This is a genomic window from Pseudomonas sp. FBF18 (assembly GCF_024261405.1).
GTDB lineage: Bacteria > Pseudomonadota > Gammaproteobacteria > Pseudomonadales > Pseudomonadaceae > Aquipseudomonas > Aquipseudomonas palmensis.
Window position 1 is genome coordinate 197,708 of record NZ_QKRS01000004.1, and the last position, 18,034, is coordinate 215,741.

At 65.9% G+C, this 18,034-nt stretch carries 17 protein-coding genes; 6 read left to right on the top strand and 11 right to left on the bottom strand.

Annotated elements, in window-relative coordinates:
* Positions 1-43: 43 nt before the first annotated feature.
* The 3 genes from DN387_RS08865 to DN387_RS08875 are packed head-to-tail and all read right to left on the bottom strand — an operon-like array spanning position 44 to position 2,380.
* The gene (locus tag DN387_RS08865) at positions 44-1,261 is read right to left on the bottom strand and encodes a cyanate transporter (RefSeq protein ID WP_054914319.1); all 1,218 of its coding nucleotides are present in this window, start codon (positions 1,259-1,261) and stop codon (positions 44-46) included.
* Entirely contained in the window at positions 1,261-1,716 is a 456-nt protein-coding gene (locus DN387_RS08870) for a nucleoside deaminase (protein ID WP_054914318.1), read from the bottom strand. Before DN387_RS08870 ends, DN387_RS08865 begins: the two co-directional genes overlap by 1 nt.
* Positions 1,717-1,735: 19 nt before the next feature.
* Positions 1,736-2,380, bottom strand: a complete 645-nt coding sequence (locus DN387_RS08875) for an ankyrin repeat domain-containing protein (protein WP_043864086.1) — start codon at positions 2,378-2,380, stop codon at positions 1,736-1,738.
* A 113-nt stretch (positions 2,381-2,493) separates the two neighbouring features.
* On the opposite strand from DN387_RS08875, the gene DN387_RS08880 reads away from it, so the two are divergent.
* Complete coding sequence (locus DN387_RS08880; RefSeq protein WP_082405691.1) at positions 2,494-3,417, top strand: LysR substrate-binding domain-containing protein; 924 nt, start codon at positions 2,494-2,496, stop codon at positions 3,415-3,417.
* Here DN387_RS08880 and DN387_RS08885 read toward each other — a convergent pair.
* Positions 3,359-4,369 carry an AraC family transcriptional regulator gene (locus DN387_RS08885; protein WP_054914317.1) on the bottom strand — a complete coding sequence of 337 codons (1,011 nt, stop codon included), beginning with the start codon at positions 4,367-4,369 and terminating at the stop codon, positions 3,359-3,361. The genes DN387_RS08880 and DN387_RS08885 overlap by 59 nt on opposite strands.
* 180 nt (positions 4,370-4,549) lie before the next feature.
* On the opposite strand from DN387_RS08885, the gene DN387_RS08890 reads away from it, so the two are divergent.
* Genes DN387_RS08890 through DN387_RS08900 form a run of 3 tightly spaced genes read left to right on the top strand, consistent with a single transcriptional unit; the run spans position 4,550 to position 7,211 of the window.
* Positions 4,550-5,734 carry an acetyl-CoA C-acyltransferase family protein gene (locus tag DN387_RS08890; protein WP_043861759.1) on the top strand — a complete coding sequence of 395 codons (1,185 nt, stop codon included), beginning with the start codon at positions 4,550-4,552 and terminating at the stop codon, positions 5,732-5,734.
* Positions 5,735-5,747: 13 nt separating this feature from the next.
* Positions 5,748-6,596, top strand: coding sequence for a 3-hydroxybutyryl-CoA dehydrogenase (locus DN387_RS08895; RefSeq protein WP_043861758.1), 849 nt, complete (start codon positions 5,748-5,750; stop codon positions 6,594-6,596).
* A 9-nt stretch (positions 6,597-6,605) separates the two neighbouring features.
* On the top strand, positions 6,606-7,211 hold the full coding sequence (locus DN387_RS08900; protein WP_054914316.1) for a TetR/AcrR family transcriptional regulator: 606 nt from the start codon (positions 6,606-6,608) through the stop codon (positions 7,209-7,211).
* Between the two features lie 19 nt (positions 7,212-7,230).
* Here DN387_RS08900 and DN387_RS08905 read toward each other — a convergent pair whose 3' ends face one another.
* The 5 genes from DN387_RS08905 to DN387_RS08925 are packed head-to-tail and all read right to left on the bottom strand — an operon-like array spanning position 7,231 to position 13,765.
* Positions 7,231-7,608, bottom strand: coding sequence for a response regulator (locus DN387_RS08905; protein ID WP_043861756.1), 378 nt, complete (start codon positions 7,606-7,608; stop codon positions 7,231-7,233).
* A gap of 55 nt (positions 7,609-7,663) precedes the next feature.
* Entirely contained in the window at positions 7,664-8,890 is a 1,227-nt protein-coding gene (locus DN387_RS08910) for a hybrid sensor histidine kinase/response regulator (protein WP_043861755.1), read from the bottom strand.
* On the bottom strand, positions 8,884-9,459 hold the full coding sequence (locus DN387_RS08915; RefSeq protein ID WP_043861754.1) for a chemotaxis protein CheB: 576 nt from the start codon (positions 9,457-9,459) through the stop codon (positions 8,884-8,886). Before DN387_RS08915 ends, DN387_RS08910 begins: the two co-directional genes overlap by 7 nt.
* Complete coding sequence (locus DN387_RS08920) at positions 9,456-10,277, bottom strand: protein-glutamate O-methyltransferase CheR (RefSeq protein WP_054914315.1); 822 nt, start codon at positions 10,275-10,277, stop codon at positions 9,456-9,458. Before DN387_RS08920 ends, DN387_RS08915 begins: the two co-directional genes overlap by 4 nt.
* The gene (locus DN387_RS08925) at positions 10,274-13,765 is read right to left on the bottom strand and encodes a response regulator (protein WP_054914314.1); all 3,492 of its coding nucleotides are present in this window, start codon (positions 13,763-13,765) and stop codon (positions 10,274-10,276) included. Before DN387_RS08925 ends, DN387_RS08920 begins: the two co-directional genes overlap by 4 nt.
* Positions 13,766-14,034: 269 nt before the next feature.
* Between DN387_RS08925 and DN387_RS08930 the strand changes: the two genes are divergently transcribed.
* The gene (locus DN387_RS08930; protein WP_054914313.1) at positions 14,035-14,394 is read left to right on the top strand and encodes a response regulator; all 360 of its coding nucleotides are present in this window, start codon (positions 14,035-14,037) and stop codon (positions 14,392-14,394) included.
* Between the two features lie 118 nt (positions 14,395-14,512).
* Positions 14,513-15,826 carry a glycosyltransferase gene (locus DN387_RS08935; RefSeq protein ID WP_054914312.1) on the top strand — a complete coding sequence of 438 codons (1,314 nt, stop codon included), beginning with the start codon at positions 14,513-14,515 and terminating at the stop codon, positions 15,824-15,826.
* Here DN387_RS08935 and cobF read toward each other — a convergent pair.
* Positions 15,795-16,532 carry a precorrin-6A synthase (deacetylating) gene (gene cobF / locus DN387_RS08940; protein ID WP_043861749.1) on the bottom strand — a complete coding sequence of 246 codons (738 nt, stop codon included), beginning with the start codon at positions 16,530-16,532 and terminating at the stop codon, positions 15,795-15,797. The two genes, DN387_RS08935 and cobF, sit on opposite strands and share 32 nt — an antisense overlap.
* A 65-nt stretch (positions 16,533-16,597) precedes the next feature.
* On the bottom strand, positions 16,598-17,887 hold the full coding sequence (locus tag DN387_RS08945; protein WP_054914311.1) for an OprD family porin: 1,290 nt from the start codon (positions 17,885-17,887) through the stop codon (positions 16,598-16,600).
* Positions 17,888-18,034: the final 147 nt, after the last annotated feature.

Genomic DNA, 18,034 nt, shown 5'->3' on the forward strand with positions numbered 1-18,034 from the left:
GTGAAATGGAAGGCACGCCCGGCACCGGCGCGCGCCGACCCTTTCAGTGTGGTGCCATGCCTGCCCTGGCGTCGCTTTCGCGGATCAACGGCATGCCCATCGCCTGCGCATAGCCGCTGGGGGCGAAGCGCCAGGTCACCAGCAGCATCAGCAGCACCGTCACGCTCAGCAGCAGCCAGGAGGCCTGGAAGTCGCCGCTGACGTCGCGCAACCAGCCGGTGACGTAAGGCACGATGCCGGTGATGATGAAGCCCACGCCCTGCACGAACGCCGCCAGCGCCCCCGCACTGGCGGGGGCCTTGAGGTGCTCGAGGGTCAGCGTGAGGCTGAGGCTGAAGCACGCGCCCAGGCCGAAGCCGATCAGGGCCACCCATAGCCCGGCGATCGCCGGGGCCAGCAGCAGGCCGACAAAGCCTGCCAGTTGCACGGTCAACGCCAGCCACAGGCCGGGGCGCCGATCCACCAGGCGACGCAGCAGCAAGGGCAGCCCGAGGGCGCCGGCCACCTGGAACACGGTCATCAGCCCCACCAGCTCGCCACCGCCCTGGGCACTGCCGCCGACCTGCTGGTAGTAGGCCGGCAGCCACGCCACCATGCTGGTGTAGCCGCCATTGATCAGCCCGAAATAGACCGCCAGCAGCCATGCCCGACGGCTGCCGAACAGGTGCCCGCTGGCACCTGCGCCGCCGACCGCCGCTTCGAGCTGCGGGCGCACCCAGGCCCATACCGCGAACGCCAGCAAGGCCGGCAACAGCCAGATGCCCAGGCCTGCCTGCCAGTGCGAGAACTGCTCGGCCACCCGCGGCCCGAGCACGGCGGCGGCCCCGCCGCCGCTCATCAGGGCTGCCGAATACACACCCATGGCCATGGCCAGGCGGTGAGGAAACCAGCGGTTGACCAGCCCCGGCATCAGCGCCTGAATGCAGGCCACCCCAAGCCCGGCCAATGCCGCGCTGGCAATCAGCGCAGCGGCGGAGTCGAGGGTCAGGCGCCAGGCGCAGGCCAGCGCGATGGCGGCCAGCCCGGCGAGCATCGCGCCCTGCTCGCTGACCCAGCGGCGCAACCAGGGTTGCAGCAAGGGCACCAGCCCCATGCACAGCACGGGCAAGGCGGTCAGCAGCGCGGCCTGCTGGTAGCCGATGCCGGTGCTCTGGCGGATGGCCTCCAGCAATGGGCCGATGCTGGTGAGGATGGGGCGCAGGTTCAGCGCCATCACCACCACCAGCAACAGCAGCAAGGTACTGCGAGCCTGCTCGCGCATCACCCCTGCACCTGCCGCCAGGCGGCGTACAGGCCCTGCTCGCCGGCTGGCTTCAGGGGTGCCAGGGGCAGCGACTGCTGCTGCGGCGGGCGTGCCATCTGCGCGTACACCGCTGCCGTCGACAGGCCATAGGGCTCGCCGTCTTCGTTGCTGTAGGCGAACCAGGCGCGCTCGATACCGCACAGGTGCATGGCGGCCAGGCACATCGGGCAGGGGTGGCCGGTGGCGTAGATTTCGCAGCCTTCCAGGCGCGGGCTGCCGAGCACCTGGCTGGCCAGGCGGATGGCCTGCAGTTCGGCGTGGGCGGTCGGGTCCTGGGTCAGGTGGATCTGGTTGACCGCCTCGGCGATCACCCGGCCCTGGTGCACCAGCACCGCCGCGAACGGGCGGCCGCCGGCCTGGATGTTCGCCCGGGCCAGCCCCAGCGCTTGCTGCATGAAATGTTCGTTGGCCATGGTCAGGCTCCTGTCAGGTTCAATGGGCATCGTGGGCCAGCAGCAACTCGACGATCCGCTGCTGGCCGCGTTCCCGGGCGTGCTGCAGGGGCGTCACGCCCTGGCGGTCGGCAAGGTTGACGTCGGCACCGGCGTCGATCAGCAGTTGCACGATGGCCTGGTGGCGCGGGCCGCCATCGCTGAGCAGGATGGCTTCGAGCAGCCCGGTCCAGCCCAGCGAGTTCACGTGGTCGGGTGCAACGCCGGCGGCCAGCAGGCGAGCGACCACCTCGACATGGCCGCGCTCGCATGCGGGGATCAGCGCCGTGCCGCCATAGCGGTTGGTGCTCTTGAGGTCCGCGCCATGGGCCAGGGTCATCTCCAGAATCTGCAACTGGCCTTCGGCGCCGGCCAGCAGATACGGGCTGTCGTGCATCCAGTTGCTGGCGTTGACGTCGGCGCCGGCGTCGATCAACCGGCGCGCCGCCGCCACATGCCCACCGGCGGTGGCCAGCAGCAGCGGCGTATTGTTGCGCGAGTCGCGCTGATCGACGTCGGCGCCCTGGGCCAGCAAGGCGCCGACGCGGGTGGGGTTGCCGCTGGCGGCGGCTTCGAGCAAGGTGTCGGCCGCCCCGGCGGCCCCGGCGATGCCGAGGCTGGCGCACAGCCCGGCAACCCCGTACATCCAGTGTCTGAGCAATGACATGGCGCCTCCTTTGGTGCAATGAAGCGGGATTATCCGAGGCTTGGGGTGTAGCATGAAATTAATTGATTTCATGCATACCAGTGGGTAATCGAATGCTTGACCCTGTACTGCTGCGCAGCTTCGTGACCGTGGTGGAAACCGGCAATTTCACCCGCGCCGCCGAGCGCCTGCACCTGACCCAGTCGACCATCAGCCAGCAGATCATCCGGCTGGAGCAGCACCTGGGGGTGCGCCTGCTGGATCGCAGCCAGCGCCAGGTGTGGCCGACCGAAGACGGCGAGCGCCTGCTGGGGTATGCCCGGCGCCTGCTGCGCCTGGACGAAGAGGCGCGCCAGGCGTTCAGCCCGGTGCAGGCGCAACGGGCGCTACGTCTGGGGGTGCCGGAAGACCTGGCCGGGGAAGTGCTGACCGAGCCATTGAGCCGGTTCATCGGCGAGCGCCCGCATGTGCGCCTGGAGGTCGAGAGCGGGCTGAGCAGCCCGCTGCTGCGCCTGTACCGTGATGGCGAGCTGGACTTGCTGCTGGTCAAGCAATGGGGTGCGGACCGCGACCGCCATGCCGGCTGGCACGAGCCGTTGTCGTGGGTGTGCAGTGCCGGGCAGACGCAGCTGGCCGACCCGGTGCCGCTGGTGGTGTTTCCGGTGGGGGCGCTGTACCGGCAGGAAATGATCAATGCGCTGGAGGCCCGTGGGCGCAGCTGGCGTATCAGCTATTCGAGCACCAGTCTGGCCAGCCTGGGGGCGGCGGTGAGTGCGGGGTTGGGCGTGAGCCTGATACCGACCCGCAGCGTGTTGCCGACCCATCGGGTGCTGGGTGAGGCGCAGGGGTTTACCCCGGTCCAGGGCCTGGAGCTGGCGTTGTACGGGCGCAAGGGGCTGGATGCCGATGGCCTGGCGCTGCGCGAGCTGCTACAGGCCCTGTGCGAGCAGCGCGCAGGGTGTCGAGGGGGCCAGCCCCCTACTCCCCCGCCACCCGCGCCCGGTAGCTCCCCGGGCTCTCCCCCGTCCATTTCTTGAACGCGCGATGAAACGCGCTGGGCTCCTGGAAGCCGGTCTGCTCGGCAATCTGCGCCACGCTCAACACACCATCGCGCAAGCATTCGAACGCCAGTGCACGGCGCACCTCGTCCTTGATCTGCTGGTACGAACACCCTTCACGCTCCAACTGCCGGCGAAAACTGCTCGGGCTCTGGCCCTCGGCTGCCGCCATGCCCAGCAAGGTTGGCCACTGCCCGTACTGACGCCCGCGCAGATGCCGGTATACCCGCGCCGCCAATCCGTTCTGGTTGCGGTAGCGCACCACCAGCCACTGCGGCGCACTGCGCAGGAAGGTCTTGAGCGCACCCAGGTCCTGCACCACCGGCAAGCGCAGGTAGTGCGCCGAGAACTCGACCTGGGTGCGGCCACTGCCCAACTGCAGGTTCGGCCCCCACAGCAACGCGTCGTCCTCCAGCACCGCACGCCCGTCACGCAGTTCGGTACGGTCGATGGCGATGCGCCGCCCCCCCAGCCAGCACAGCAGGCTGACCACCAGCACCAGGAAGGTCTCCTCGGCATATACCCGCGTCTGCGCATCGTCGAAATGCGACTCCAGGCTTATCACCGCACGCTGCCCGCGCACCACCAGACGCCCGCGCACGTCACGCAGGAACAGGCCGAAGTTGCTCAGGCACTGGCGCAAGGCCTTTTCCAGCGTCGGCTCCTGGATCAGCCCACGACAGATCAGGGCGAAACTGCCCAGCGGCATGCCGTGGCTGTCGAGGTTGAAGAATTCGTCGCCCAGGTCTTCAATGAGCAGCAGCCACAGCCGTGCGAACGCCCTGGCCGGCACCCGTGCATCGGGTGCGTCCACCACTGCCGGGTCGATGCCCGCCTGCACCAGCAACGCACTGGCGCGCGCCGGCTGTTGGCGCAGTGTGTGCAGCATGATGTGCACGAAGTACACCGCGACCGAATCGTTTTCCCGCATGACTGTTTCCGCTATGCAGCGTAAGAATATGGCAAAAAGTGCCAGCCTCGCTGGGCAGTTATGGCATAGGCCCAGGCGTGGCCTTTGCCTAGACTCGAACCCATCCCGAGCGTGGCCCCGGGCGCCATTCTGGCAGAGCCAGGCAGCGCCCCGCCACGCTTTCGCACACTGGAGTCGCGTATGAACACCCCGCAAATCTATGTAGTGAGCGCCGTTCGCTCGGCCATCGGCACCTTCGGCGGCTCGCTCAAGGACCTGCCCCTGGCCGACCTGGCCACCCAGGTGACCCGCGCCGCCATCGAACGCTCCGGCATTGCCCCCGAACAGATCGGCCACATGGTCATGGGCAACGTGATCCCCACCGAGCCGCGTGACGCGTACCTGGGCCGCGTGGCCGCGATGAACGCCGGCGTGCCCAAGGAAACCCCGGCATTCAACGTCAACCGCCTGTGCGGCTCGGGCCTGCAGGCCATCGTCTCGGCCGCGCAGAGCCTGCTGCTGGGCGAGGCCGAGGCGGTGATTGCCGCCGGCGCCGAATCCATGAGCCGCGGCCCGTACCTGCTGCCGCAGGCGCGCTGGGGCGCGCGCATGGGTGACCTGAAGGGTGTCGACTACATGCTGGGCATTCTGCAGGACCCGTTCGAAGGCTTTCACATGGGCATCACCGCCGAGAACGTGGCGGCGAAAAACGGCATCACCCGCCAGATGCAGGACGAGGTGGCCCTGACCAGCCAGCAGCGCGCCGCCCGCGCCATCGCCGAAGGCCGCTTCACCAGCCAGATCGTGCCCATCGAGATCCCGAGCCGCAAAGGTCCGGTACGTTTCGAGGTGGACGAGCATGTGCGTGGCGATGTGAGTGCCGAGCAACTGGCCGGCATGAAGCCTGCCTTCAAGAAGGACGGCACCGTCACCGCCGGCAACGCCAGCGGCCTCAACGACGGCGCCGGCGCCCTGGTGCTGGCCACCGGCGAAATGGTCGAGCGCCTGGGCTTGCGCCCACTGGCGCGCCTGGTGGCCTATGCACATGCAGGCGTCGAGCCCGAGCTGATGGGCCTGGGCCCGGTGCCGGCCACGCGCAAGGTGCTGGAAAAGGCCGGCCTGAGCGTCGCCGACCTGGACGTGATCGAGTCCAACGAAGCCTTCGCTGCCCAGGCCTGCGCCGTGTCGCGGGAACTGGGCCTGGACCCCGAAAAGGTCAACCCCAACGGCTCGGGCATTTCCCTGGGCCACCCGGTGGGAGCCACCGGGGCCATCATCGCCACCAAGGCGATCCATGAGCTGCAACGTATCCAGGGCCGCTACGCGCTGGCCACCATGTGCATCGGCGGCGGTCAGGGTATCGCCGTCGTGTTCGAACGTGTTTGAGTCGGAGTTAACCGTGAGTATTGAAAACATCGCCGTGATCGGCGCCGGCACCATGGGCAACGGGATTGCCCAGGTGTGTGCAGTGGCCGGCTACCAGGTCACCCTGATCGACGTGTCCGAGGCCGCGCTGGAGCGTGGCCTGGCCACCCTGCGCAAGAACCTGGAGCGCCAGGTCAGCAAGCAGACCCTGCAGGCCGAACAGGCCGAGGCAGCCCTGACGCGCATCGCCACCAGCACCGACTACGCGCAGCTCAAGGGCGCGCAGCTGGTGATCGAGGCAGCCACCGAGAACCTCGCCCTGAAGGTGAAGATTCTGCAGCAGGTGGCCGCCAGCGTGGCCGACGACTGCGTCATCGCCACCAACACCTCGTCGCTGTCGATCACCCAGCTGGGCGCATCGGTGAGCCAGCCCGAACGTTTCATCGGCGTGCACTTCTTCAACCCGGTGCCGATGATGGCGCTGGTCGAGATCATTCGCGGCCTGCAGACCAGCGATGCCACCTACGCCAGCGCCATGGCCCTGACCGAGCGCGTGGGCAAGACCGCCATCAGTGCCGGCAACCGCCCGGGCTTCGTGGTCAACCGCATCCTGGTGCCGATGATCAACGAGGCGATCATGGTGCTGCAGGAAGGCCTGGCCAGCGCCGAGGACATCGACACCGGCATGCGCCTGGGCTGCAACCAGCCCATCGGCCCGCTGGCCCTGGCCGACCTGATCGGCCTGGACACGCTGCTGGCGATCATCGAGTCGTTCCACGACGGCTTCAACGACAGCAAGTACCGCCCCGCTGCCCTGCTCAAGGAAATGGTCGCCGCCGGCTACCTGGGGCGCAAGAGCGGCCGCGGCTTCTTCACCTACTGAGGTACGGGCATGCCGCAGACCTGCGCCGAACGTTGCGCCAACTTTGAAGAACGTCGGGACAAGGCACTCGAACTCTTTGCGGTCAAGGGGTTCGGCCAGGTCAGCATGCGTGAACTGGCCAGCCACCTGGGGCTGACGGCGGGCTCGCTGTATCACCACTTCCCGAGCAAGCAGCACCTGCTGTTCGACCTGATCGAAGAGCTGTTCGAGGAGTTGCTGGCCACCCTGCAGCCCCGTGGGCGCTGCAAGCCCGAGGCCACGGCGTTGAGCCGGGTGATAAAGGCACACTGGGCGCTGCATGCCGAGCGCCCGTTGCAGTTTCGCCTGGCCGAACGTGACCTGTGCTGCCTGAGCGAGGAACAACAGGCACGCATCGCCCAGCTGCGCCGCGAATACGAAACCCACCTGTTGCAGCTGATCGCCCCTCACGCGGCCCTGCCGCCGCCGGCCCGGGAGGCGACCGGCCATGTCATCGCCACGCTGCTCAACAGCCTGCCCGGCTGGTTGCAGGCCTCACCGCTGGGGCAGCCACAACGCCTGGCGCTGATGGAAAACATGCTGCTGGGGGCGATAGAGCGCACCCTGCAGACCGGTGCGCTGGACGCTGCCGCTTGAACTCACGCCAACGTCAGGCCTATTTCAGGAGTTCCTGAATCTGGTCGCGCAAGCTGTCCAGGTCGAACGGCTTGGCCAGGATCGGTGCCTTGAACGCGATCGGGCTGCCCGACTCGCGGATCTCCGCCGGGTAGCCGCTGATGAAGATCACCTTCAGGTCCGGGCGCAGCTTGACCGCAGGTTCGGCGATCTGTACCCCTGAAATGCCGCCCGGCAGGCGGAAGTCGGTCACGATAAGGTCCAGGTGCGGCTTGCTGGCCAGGATCTTGAATGCCTGCTCGCCATCTTCGGCCACCAGCACGTGATAGCCCTCGCCTTGAAGATAGTCCTTCAGGATCATGCGAATGACCGGTTCGTCTTCGACGACCAGTACTACATCTTGCGCATCTTCACTCATGCCAATGCCTTCAACTCGTATTTGATTCATGGGGGATCGCTATACGACCCCGGCCTCACGCAGAGGTTGCCTGCTGCGCGCCACTTTCTTGCGGGCTGCGTACCAGTGGCAGGCGCACGCTGAATGTCGCGCCCTGGCCCTCGGTACTGCTGACCGTGATGCTGCCGCCATGGGCCAGCACGATCTGTTCGGAAATATACAGGCCCAGCCCCAGGCCGGCACTGCTCTGGTTGGAGCATACCCGCTCGAACTGCTGGAAGATGCGCTGCTGGTTCTCGGCACTGATGCCGATGCCATGGTCGCGCACCTGCACGCAGGCCATGCCCTGCTCCTCGAACACGCGCACCTGCACCGGCGACTTGGCGCCATAGCGCAGGGCGTTGGTGAGCAGGTTGGCGATCACCTGCTCGATACGAAACTCGTCCCAGTAGCCGACCAGTTCGGCGCCGGCCTGCAGGCTGATGCTCGAGTCGACCGCAGCCGCCTGGGCGGCAAAGTTCTCGACCAGGCCGCTGACCAGCTGGCACAGGTCGAACGATGCGGGCCGGATCGACAGCTTGCCGGTACGGATGCGCGACACGTCGAGCATGTCTTCGATCAGCCGGATCAGGCTGTTGATCTGGCGCTCGTCACGCTCGACCATGGCGTGCATCTTGTCCAGGGTGAAGGCATCGGCGTTGTTGCGCGCCAGGTGCAGCTTGCGCAGCTGGGTCTCCAGTATCAGACCGTTGAGCGGTGTGCGCACCTCGTGGGAGACGATCGACATGAAGTCGTCGCGCATGCGTACCGCGTGCTCCAGCTCGCTGCGCGTGACCTGCAGCTGCGCCAGCAGCAGCTCCTGCTCCTGGCGGCTGCGCTCCAGGGCCTCCAGCTGCTGGCCGAGGGCCTTGCGCTGGCGGTACAGGTCGATGAACACCGCCACCTTGCTCTTCACCGCCTGGGTGTCCAGCGGCTTGTGCAGGAAGTCCACCGCGCCGCTCTCGTAGCCCTTGAAGGCGTAGTTCATCTCGCGCGCCGCAGCGCTCACGAACACGATGGGAATGTTCTTGGTCTTTTCCGTACCGCGCATCATCTCGGCCAGTTCGAAACCGTTCATTCCGGGCATCTGGACGTCGAGGATGGCCAGCGCGAACTCGTGCTCGAGCAACAGCGACAACGCATGGTCGGCCGATTGCGCCTGGTACACGTTGCGGTCCGGCCCCTTGATCAGCGCCTCGAGCGCCAGCAGGTTTTCCGGCAGGTCGTCGACGATCAGCAGGTTTGCTTGGATATGGCTTAGCATGCACGTGGTTCCAGCTTGGCGAGCAATTGCCCGATGCCATTCAATGGGAGTATGTGGTCGGGCCGGTGCAGCGCCAGCGCCGCCTCGGGCATGACCGCGACTTGCGCCTCATGCGGGTCCTGAATCAGGGTAGTACCGCCGTGCTCCTTGATGCGCGCCAGCCCGCGCGCTCCGTCTTCGTTGGCGCCGGTCAGCAACACGCCGACCAGGCCGTCGCCATAGGCATCGGCGGCCGACTCGAAGAGGATGTCGATCGAGGGGCGGGAAAAGTGCACGCGGTCCTCCTGGCTCAGGGACAGGCTGCGGTCACGCTCCACCGACAGGTGATAGCCGGGGCCGGCCACGTAGATCATCCCCGGCACCACGCTTTCCTTGTCGCGGGCCTCCTGCACGGGGCGCTGCAAGCGGCGGCTGAAGACTTCGGCCAGCTGGCTGTGGCGGTCGTCGGGCAGGTGCAGCACGCACAGCAGCGCAATGGCGTAGTCGGCGGGCAAGGCGGCAAACACCGTGAGCAGCGCCGACACGCCCCCGGCTGAAGCCCCCACCACGATCGCATCGGTGCCTTTCATGACTTTCGGTAGATCCGTTCTGGCCTGACCAGCGCGTCGAAGCGGTTGGCGTAAGCGGAAAAATCCAGGGTTTCCTTGCTGCCCAGCACCAGAAAGCCACGGTGGCACAGCGAGTCGTGAAACAGGCCGAAGGCCCGGTCCTGCAGGGTCTTGTTGAAGTAGATGAGCACGTTGCGGCACGAGATCAGCTGGGTTTCGGAGAACACGCTGTCGGTGGCCAGGCTGTGGTCGGCGAAGGTCACGTTTTCGCGCAGGCTGCTGTCGATGATCGCGTTGCCATAGGCGGCAGTGTAGTAGTCGCTGAAGGCCCGGCGCCCGCCGGCCTTCTGGTAGTTCTCGGTGTACTCGCGCATGTTCTGCATCGAGTAGATGCCCTGCTTGGCCTTTTCCAGCGAGCTGGGGTTGATGTCGGTGGCGTAGATGATGGTGCGTTCGAGCAACCCTTCTTCGCGCAGCAGGATGGCCATGGAGTAGACCTCCTCGCCCGTGCTGCAGCCGGCAATCCAGATCTTGATCGAGGGCCAGGTCTTGAGGTGCGGCACCACCTCCTCGCGCAGCGCGAGGAAGTGACCGGGGTCGCGAAACATCTCGCTCACCGGGATGGTGAGGTACTGCAGCAACTGCATGAACACACTCGGGTCGTGCAGCACCCGTTCCTGCAGGGCCGACACCGTGGCACATTCGAACTGGCGCACGGCATGCAGCACCCGGCGCTTGATCGAAGCGCCGGAATAGTCGCGAAAGTCGTAGCTGTACTTGAGGTAGATCGCCTCGATCAGCAGCCGGATTTCAATGTCGGTGTTACGTTCGATACTCAAATTCGCTCCAGTTGCGGCAGCCATACCCGAATCAGGGAGAACAGCCGGTCCAGCTCTATCGGCTTGGCCAGGTAGTCGTTGGCGCCGGCCTGCAGGCAGCGCTCCTGGTCATCCTTCATGGCCTTGGCGGTGACGGCGATGATCGGCAGCTTGCGCCAGCGCGGGTCCTTGCGAATGCGCCGGGTGGCTTCATAGCCGTCCATCTCCGGCATCATCACGTCCATCAGTACCAGGTCGATATCGCTGACCTGCTCGAGTTTTTCGATGGCCTCGCGGCCATTGCGACCGATCTCCACGATCGCGCCCTTGTGCTCCAGCGCACTGGTGAGGGCGAAGATGTTGCGCACGTCGTCGTCCACCAGCAGGATCTTGCGCCCCTCGAACACCTTGTCGCGGCTGCGCGCGGTCTTGAGCATGCGCTGACGTTCATGGGACAGCGTCGACTCGACTTTGTGCAGAAACAGCGTGACTTCATCCAGCAACCGCTCGGGTGAACGCGCGCCCTTGATGATGATCGAGCGCGAGTACTTGAGCAGGTCGGCCTCTTCGTCGCGGGTCAGGTTGCGCCCGGTGTAGACGATCACCGGCGGGAACGAGCGGATATCGTCGGCGGTCATGCGCTTGAGCAGCTCGTTGCCGAGCATGTCGGGCAGCTTGAGGTCGATGATCATGCAGTCGTAGATGTTCTCGCGCAGCAGCTCCAGGGCTTCCTGGGCCATGCCCACCGCGGTGATCTTGATGTCTTCGTCGCCGATCAGGCGGGCGATGCTTTCGCGCTGCAGGTCATCGTCTTCCACCAGCAGGATGTGCTTGAGTTTCTGGGTCAGCTTGGCTTCCAGGCGGCCGAACACGGCCTTGAGCTCCTCGCGGCTGGTGGGCTTGACCGCATAGCCGATCGCGCCCATGTGCATGGCCGCCTCGACACGGTCCTCGACCGAGATGATGTGTACCGGTATGTGCCGGGTGGACGCCTGCTCCTTGAGCCGCTGCAGCACGGTAAGGCCGGAATGGTCGGGCAGGCGCATGTCCAGCAGGATGGCGTCGGGGATGTAGCTGGCCGCCAGTTCGAAGCCTTCGTCGGCGGCCTGGGCCACCAGGCAGCTGTAGCCCAGTTCGTGGGCCAGGTCGAAGAGGATGCGGGCAAAGTTGGGCTCGTCCTCGATCACCAGGATGCAGCGGTTGCTGAACGGTGCCAGGTGACGGTCGTCGGCGAAGCTGGCCGCCGGACGCGGGGCTTCGGCGGCCGGCAGCACGACGGGGGCCGCCACGGGCAACGGCGCGGCGGCGCGGGCCACCAGTGCCAGCGGCTGCGCCTCGACGCTCGGCTCGTACGACTCGGGCAGTATCAGGCTGAACACGCTGCCCTGGCCCAGTTGGCTTTCGACACGGATCTGGCCGCCCAGCAACTGCGCCAGGTCACGGGAAATCGACAGCCCCAGGCCCGTGCCTCCGTAGCGCCGGTTGGTGGTGCCGTCGGCCTGGTGGAAGGCTTCGAAGATGCTCTGCTGCTGGTCGTCGGCAATGCCGATGCCACTGTCGCGCACCGAGAACACGATGCCGGTGCCGGCCTGGTAGCCGATGGTCAGCGCCACCTGGCCGCGCTCGGTGAACTTCAGCGCGTTGGACAGCAGGTTCTTGAGGATCTGCTCCAGGCGCTGTCGATCGGTGAACAGGGTGGCCGGCACCTGCGGCTCTACGGTGACGCTGAAGGCCAGCTGCTTCTGCTGCGCCAGCGGCTCGAACAGGCTGCGCAGGCCTTCGGCCATGCGGCTGATGTGGGTGGTTTCGGCGCGTACATCGAGCTTGCCGGCCTCGACCTTGGCGATGTCGAGAATGTCGTTGATCAGGTTGAGCAGGTCGTTGCCGGCCGAATAGATCGACTCGGCGAACTTGACCTGCTCGGCGCTGAGGTTGTCCTGCGGGTTCTCGGCCAGCAGCTTGGCCAGGATCAGCGAGCTGTTGAGCGGGGTGCGCAGCTCGTGGGACATGTTGGCGAGGAATTCGGACTTGTACTTGCTCGAGCGCTGCAGTTCCTCTGCACGCTCCTGCAACTCGACCTGCACCCGGTTCAGCTCGCCGTTCTTGCGGTCCAGCGCATCGCGCTGCTCGGCCAGCGCGTCGGTACGCTCGGCCAGTTGCTCGTTGGTCTGCTCCAGCTCGGCCTGCTGCGTCTCCAGATGGGCCTGGGACTCCTTGAGCACCCGGGACTGTTCCTCGAGCTCTTCGTTGGCGGTCTTGAGCTCTTCCTGCTGCACCTGCAGCTCTTCGTTGAGCTGCTGGGTTTCGGCCAGCACTTCCTGCAGGCGCTGGCGATAGCGCGCACTCTCGATGGAGGTGCCCAGGTTGTCGGCCAACCGCTCGAGAAACTCGATGTCGCGGTCCTCCACTGCACGCAGAAAGCCCAGCTCGACCACGCCATTGACCTGGCCGTCGTTGATCGCCGGAATCACCAGCACGTTGCGCGGGCACCCCTCGCCCAGCCCGGAGCTGACCTTGAAGTAGTCCTGCGGCACCTCGTCCAGGCGCATCAGGCGACGCTGCGCCACGGCCTGGGCAAGGATGCCCTCCTGGGCGCCGACGACCTGCTCCTGCCCCTGCTGCTCGCGGGAGAAGCCGTAGCTGGCCACGCGGCGCAGGCTGCCATGCTCGTCGCGCACGTACACGGCCGCCACCACGCTGCCCAGGTAATGGGCGAAGAACTGCAGGATGTTGTTGCCCAGCATCGGCAGGGTCAGTTGCCCCAGCACCTGCTCGGCCAGACGCGATTGCCCGGCGCGCTGCCAGGCCTGCTGTTCGAGGCGCTCGGCAGCGCGCTGCTGGGCCTCCAGGTTGGCCGCGTAGTTGCTGGACAGGTTGAGCAGGTCGCGGCGGCCGATGTAGGCCAGCAATGCGCTGAGCAGCACCACGAAGGCCAGGTAAAGGGAAATGGACCACTTCGTGGTGTTGCTGACCTGATCGTTGCGGGCAAGACGCAGCTGTTGCTCCATCGCGACGAAATCGTCGAACTCCTTGCGGATCTCGTCGGTCAGGCGCTTGCCCTGACCGAGCTTGATAGGCGTGCGGTAGTCGTCGTTGGCGCGGCGCAGGGCGATCATGTCCTTGCCGAAGTTGTTCCAGGCGGCCTGCAGGGCTTGCAGGCGGCTCAGGCGGTCGACCTGCTGCGGGTTGTCGGCCACCAGTTCCTTGAGCGTCTCGAGTTCGGCCTGTATGCGTGGCTTGGCCACTTCATAGGGGTCGAGGAACTGCTCGTCGCCAGTAAGCAGGAACCCGCGCATGCCGGTTTCCATGTCGATGGACAGCTTGACCGCCTCGTTGGCGTTGTTGATCACCCGGTCGGTGTGGGCGACCCACTGGATGACCGACAGCAGGTAGGCAATCACGGCGACGAAAACCACCGCACTGATCAGACCGACCCCCAGGGGCAGGCCGATGTTGCGGCTCAGCAGCTTGCGAAAGCTCTGCTGATCGGTCGAGGCTGGTTGACTCATTGGAAAGGCCCGAGCAAGTAGACGAACGAAAGAGTGTGACGGATTTTCGAGCAATTGTTCCAGTTTTCCGCCAGTTCAATGCCCGCAGCGTGGCGCCGTGCCCGTGTTGGCCGGGCATCGAGCCCGTATTTGAGCCAGTGCTGCGCCAAACGTTCCCTGTTTGGCCAGAGCCCGCTATGCTCACTGGCTGGTACGTTTGACGATCCAGGGAACTAAGCACCGCGTGCTGTTTACAGATAGTGTGTCACCCATTTTCACAGGATCCTGCCATGCCCGATAATCACCCTCTTCTGGTCGTCGAAGACGACGCCATCGTGCGCATGCTGATGGTGGATGTGCTCGATGAACTGGGTTACCAGGTGGTGGAGGCCAAAGATGCCGAACAAGCGCTGCAAGTGCTGGGCAACCCGGACAAACCCCTTGCCCTGATGATGACCGATGTCGGCTTGCCCGACATGGACGGCAAGCAACTGGCGGGCAAGGCCCGCGAACTGCGGCCGCTGTTGCCCATCCTGTTCGCCAGTGGCTATGCCGACAGCTTCGATGTGCCCGAGGGCATGCACATGATCGGCAAGCCGTTCAGCATCGACCAGCTGCGCGACAAGGTGACCTCGATTCTGGCCCTCTAGGCGCGCCAGCTCCCGCACCGCTTTACCTGCGGGAGCCGGCCTGCCGCCGAAGCGGCCGAAACGGGTGGCCTGGATTCTGGTTTAATACGCCTTTTTTGCCCAAAGGCCCGCCCTCCCCATGCACCCAACCGCCCTCCACGTCCTGGTCATCGGCTATGTCTGGCCCGAACCCCGCTCCTCGGCCGCCGGCGGGCACATGATGCAGCTGCTGGAGTGTTTTCTGGAGCGCGGCTGGCGCATCACCTTCAGCAGCCCCGCAGCCATCGGCGAACACAAGGCCGACCTCGCGAGCCTGGGCATCGCCGAGCAGGCCATCGAGCTGAACAACGCCAGTTTCGACCGTTTCATCGCCGACCTTGCCCCCGACGTGGTGCTGTTCGATCGCTTCATGATGGAGGAGCAGTTCGGCTGGCGCGTCGAGAAGCATTGCCCAGCGGCCCTGCGCGTGCTCGAGACCTCCGACCTGCAGAGCCTGCGCGATGCCCGTCATCAGTTGCTGCGCCGGCGCCTGGCCGAGGGCCTGGACAGCAACGACTTTCGCGCGCTGTTCAACACCTCGGGCCCCGACCTGTATCGCCAGATGGCCGGTGCCGACCTGGCCCAGCGCGAACTGGCGGCGATCTACCGCAGCGACCTGAGCCTGATGATCTCGGATGTCGAGATAGACCTGCTGGTCAATGGCTTCGGCGTGCCCGAGGCGTTGCTGCACTGGTGCCCGCTGATGCTGGCGCCGCCCACCGAAGCCTTCAGGCCGTTCGCGGAACGCGAGCACTTTCTCAGCATCGGCAACTTCCGCCACGCGCCGAACTGGGATGCGGTGCTGTGGATGAAGCACAGCCTGTGGCCGATGATCCGCCGTCGCCTGCCCAAGGCGCAGTTGCACATCTATGGTGCCTACACGCCGCCCAAGGCCACCGCGCTGCACAATGCTGCCGAAGGATTTCACGTGATGAACTGGGCTGAGGACGCCCTGCAGGTGATGAGCGGCGCACGGGTGTGCCTGGCCCCGCTGCGCTTTGGCGCCGGCATCAAGGGTAAGCTGACCGATGCGATGCTGTGCGGCACGCCCAGCGTGACCACCCCGATTGGCGCCGAGGCCATGCACGGCGACCTGCCCTGGCCAGGCCTGGTGGCCGACACCGCCGAAGGGTTGGCCGATGCCGCGGCGCGGCTCTACAGCGAGCAACCGCGCTGGGAGCAGGCCCAGCGCGACGGGCGCCAGCTGCTGAGCGCCCGCTACGACAGGCGCTGGCACGGCCAGGCCCTGGTGCAGCGCATCGAACACACGCTGGCGCACCTGGATGAACAGCGCCTGTACAACTTCACCGGGGCCATGCTGCGCCACCATCACCACAAGAGCACCCAGTACATGGCCCAGTGGATCGAGGCCAAGAACCGGCCTAGCGGCGGCGCAGCAGATACGTGTCCATGATCCAGCCCTTGCGCGCGCGGGCCTGCTCGCGCTGCGCCAGGATCTGCGCCTTGACCTGCATCAGCGGCCCCTCGATCAGCAGCTCGTCGGCAGTGCCCAGGTAAGCGCCCCAATAGATGTGCAGGTGCGGATCGTCCAGTTCGGCAAAGGCGCATTGCCCGTCCAGCATCACCACCACGTTGTCGATGCCTGACTCATCAGCCAGGCGTCGGCCCGGCAGGATATGCAGCGGCTCGCCGATACGGTTCAGTGCAATGCGGTGAGCGGCCGCCAGGGCCTGGACGCTGCTGATGCCGGGGATGACTTCAAGGCTGAACGCCGGCTGCGCCACCCGCTCCAGAATGCGCAGGGTGCTGTCGTAAAGCGTCGGCTCGCCCCACAGCAGGAACGCGCCGCATTGCCCCTCGGCAAGCTCGTCGTGCAGCAGGCGCCCATACAGCGCAGCGCGCTGGCGGTGCCAGTCCTCCACGGCACCGACGTAGTCTGCAGCCGCCGCGTCGCGTTGCGGGTCTTCGACCTGCACCAGGCGATAGGGCCGGGTGACGTGGCGCTCCAGCAGCTCCTTGCGCAGGCGCAGCAGGTCGTCCTTGGCGGCGCCCTTGTCCAGCACGAAGAACACGTCGGCGCGGTTCAGGCTGTCGATGGCTTCGAGGGTGATCTGCCGGGGGTTGCCCGGGCCTATTCCAATCAGCAGCAGGTGTTTCATCGCAAGCTCTCCCAGGGGCGCGCGGCCATTGTCGACCGGCCCGCGCCACTTGGCAAAGCCTGCGCCTACAGTACGGAGAAGTTGTAGCTGACGATCACCCGGGTCTCATCCATGTCGCGGGCGAATTTCTCGTAGTTGCTGCGGTAGGTGGAGTTGCGCAGGCGCACGCTGACGTCCTTGAAGGTGCCGCTCTGCACCTGGTACTTGAGTTCGCTGTCGCGCTCCCATTCCTTGCCCTGTGCCGGGCTGCCCGGCACCTTGACGTGATCGCCGCTGATGTAGCGGGTCAGGAAGCTCAGGCCTTCGAGCCCTACTGCCTTGAAGTCGTAGTCGTAGCGCACCTGCCAGGACCGCTCCTGGGCCGCAGCGAAGTCGTTGACCTGGGCGTAGTTGACCAGGTAGGGGTTGCTGCCATCGAGGTACGGCATGGCGTTCTCGCCGTACATGCGCTGCCAGCCGGCGCTGAGCTTGTGCCCGCCCAGGCTGTAGCCAAGCATGGCGCTGAAGGCACGGTGGTCGATGTCGCCGGCACGGGCACGACCGATGTCGTCGCTCTTGATCAGGCGCAGGTCGGCCGAGAGGCGGCCCACGCTCAAGGGCTGGCTGGCCACCAGCCCGAGGAAATGCTGGCGATAGATGTTTTCGAGCTTGGCCACCTGGTACTGCGCGCTCAGGCGCTCGTTGAAGCGGTACTCCAGCCCGGCCGTGTCGAAGTGGTCGGCGCGGGTGTCGCAGGCATAGCGCTTGTTCTTGCAGTGCACGCGGATGTCTTGCTGGTCGGTCGAATCGCGGGCGGTGTACTTGTCGAGCCGCGCGGCGCTGAAGGTGAGGTTGTCGACCTCTCTGGACGTCAGCATCGCGCCATGAAACATGGTGGGCAACAGGCGCCCGTCGTTGTACTTGAGCAGCGGCATGTCCGGCAGCATGGCACCGTATTTCAATACGGTCTGCGAGTAACGCACCTTGCCGGCCACACCCAGTTTTGCGTACTGATCGGCCGAATGGCGCGGGTTGTGGCCGCTGGACGGGAGCAGCCCGCTGTTGCTGTCGGCCGGGCTGGAATCGAGTTTGAAACCCAGCATGCCCAGCGCATCGATACCAAAGCCCACGGTGCCCTGGGTATACCCGGACTGCGCGTTGAGTATGAAGCCCTGCGCCCACTCTTCACGTTTCGACGCGCCCTGGGAGGAGGCGGTGTGACCGTCACGAAAGTCACGATTGAAATACACATTGCGCGCCTCGATGTTGACACTGCTGTCTTGCAGGAAACCACTGGCCTGGGCCGAAACAGTAACGAAGGACAACAACGCGCCGACCACCGGGCGTTGGGCAATGAAGGGAGTTGGGGCACGCATGAAAAGCAGTATCCAGAACGAAGGGCAAGGTATCCATCAGCCCCGACGGGGCTGGGCAAGGGCCGCTGCACACAACTAGGCAGCGACCGCTTATTGTCTCCAAAGCGCTCTGGCACGGGCCATTGGACCATGGTCTAGAACAGATGC

Coding starts and splice junctions, on each gene's coding strand:
- DN387_RS08905 (WP_043861756.1), bottom strand. CDS start 7,608: ATGAGTGAAGATGCGCAAGATGTAGTACTGGTCGTCGAAGACGAACCG.
- DN387_RS08885 (WP_054914317.1), bottom strand. CDS start 4,369: ATGCGGGAAAACGATTCGGTCGCGGTGTACTTCGTGCACATCATGCTG.
- DN387_RS08935 (WP_054914312.1), top strand. CDS start 14,513: ATGCACCCAACCGCCCTCCACGTCCTGGTCATCGGCTATGTCTGGCCC.
- DN387_RS08925 (WP_054914314.1), bottom strand. CDS start 13,765: ATGAGTCAACCAGCCTCGACCGATCAGCAGAGCTTTCGCAAGCTGCTG.
- DN387_RS08880 (WP_082405691.1), top strand. CDS start 2,494: ATGCTTGACCCTGTACTGCTGCGCAGCTTCGTGACCGTGGTGGAAACC.
- DN387_RS08910 (WP_043861755.1), bottom strand. CDS start 8,890: ATGCTAAGCCATATCCAAGCAAACCTGCTGATCGTCGACGACCTGCCG.
- DN387_RS08930 (WP_054914313.1), top strand. CDS start 14,035: ATGCCCGATAATCACCCTCTTCTGGTCGTCGAAGACGACGCCATCGTG.
- DN387_RS08900 (WP_054914316.1), top strand. CDS start 6,606: ATGCCGCAGACCTGCGCCGAACGTTGCGCCAACTTTGAAGAACGTCGG.
- DN387_RS08875 (WP_043864086.1), bottom strand. CDS start 2,380: ATGTACGGGGTTGCCGGGCTGTGCGCCAGCCTCGGCATCGCCGGGGCC.
- DN387_RS08870 (WP_054914318.1), bottom strand. CDS start 1,716: ATGGCCAACGAACATTTCATGCAGCAAGCGCTGGGGCTGGCCCGGGCG.
- cobF (WP_043861749.1), bottom strand. CDS start 16,532: ATGAAACACCTGCTGCTGATTGGAATAGGCCCGGGCAACCCCCGGCAG.
- DN387_RS08890 (WP_043861759.1), top strand. CDS start 4,550: ATGAACACCCCGCAAATCTATGTAGTGAGCGCCGTTCGCTCGGCCATC.
- DN387_RS08945 (WP_054914311.1), bottom strand. CDS start 17,887: ATGCGTGCCCCAACTCCCTTCATTGCCCAACGCCCGGTGGTCGGCGCG.
- DN387_RS08915 (WP_043861754.1), bottom strand. CDS start 9,459: ATGAAAGGCACCGATGCGATCGTGGTGGGGGCTTCAGCCGGGGGCGTG.
- DN387_RS08865 (WP_054914319.1), bottom strand. CDS start 1,261: ATGCGCGAGCAGGCTCGCAGTACCTTGCTGCTGTTGCTGGTGGTGGTG.